Below are 1,036 nucleotides of genomic sequence, written 5' to 3'. Positions count from 1 at the left end.
AGGCCTCGACGGCGTCGCGGGCGTCGTCGTCGGAGTACTGCTCCGGCGGGGACTTCATGAAGTAGGAGCTGGCCGACAGGATGGGGCCGCCGATGCCGCGGTCCTTGGCGATCTTGGCGGCGCGGACGGCGTCGATGATGACGCCGGCGGAGTTGGGGGAGTCCCAGACCTCGAGCTTGTACTCCAGGTTCAGGGGGGTGTCGCCGAAGGACTTGCCCTCGAGGCGGACGTAGGCCCACTTGCGGTCGTCGAGCCACGGCACGTGGTCGGACGGGCCGATGTGGACGTCGGCCTTGGCCATCTCGTGGGGGATCTGGGAGGTGACCGACTGGGTCTTGGAGATCTTCTTGGACTGCAGGCGCTTGCGCTCCAGCATGTTCATGAAGTCCATGTTGCCGCCGAAGTTGAGCTGGTAGGTGCGCAGCAGCTCCACGCCGCGGTCCTCGAACAGCTTGGCCATCACGCGGTGGGTGATGGTCGCGCCGACCTGGGACTTGATGTCGTCGCCGACGATCGGGACGCCGGCGTCGGTGAACTTGGCGGCCCATTCGGGGTCGGAGGCGATGAACACCGGCAGGGCGTTGACGAACGCGACCTTGGCGTCGATGGCGCACTGGGCGTAGAAGCGGTCGGCCTCTTCCGATCCGACGGGGAGGTAGGACACCAGGACGTCGACCTCGGCGTCCTTGAGGGCCTGGACGACGTCGACGGGGGCGGCGTCGGACTCCTCGACCATGTCGCGGTAGTACTCGCCGAGGCCGTCGTAGGTGTGGCCGCGCTGGACGGTCACGCCGGACGGGGGGACGTCGGCGAACTTGATGGTGTTGTTCTCGCTGGCGTGGATCGCCTCGGACAGGTCCATGCCGACCTTCTTGGCGTCCACGTCGAACGCCGCGACGAACTCCACGTCACCGACGTGGTACTCGCCGAACTGGACGTGCATGAGGCCGGGGACACGCGTCTCGGGGGCCGCGTCCTTGTAGAACTCGACACCCTGGACGAGCGAAGAGGCGCAGTTCCCCACACCCACGATGGC

Annotated in this window: 1 protein-coding gene; it reads right to left on the bottom strand. The window is 67.2% G+C overall.

What is annotated here, in order from left to right; genetic code table 11:
• Positions 1-1,036 (bottom strand): inositol-3-phosphate synthase (locus EBO15_RS43450; RefSeq protein WP_199745204.1); only part of this gene is annotated, 1,036 nt, incomplete at both ends.

Source organism: Actinomadura harenae (assembly GCF_003696215.1).
Lineage (GTDB): Bacteria > Actinomycetota > Actinomycetes > Streptosporangiales > Streptosporangiaceae > Spirillospora > Spirillospora harenae.
This window is presented reverse-complemented; position numbering and strand designations above follow the sequence as displayed.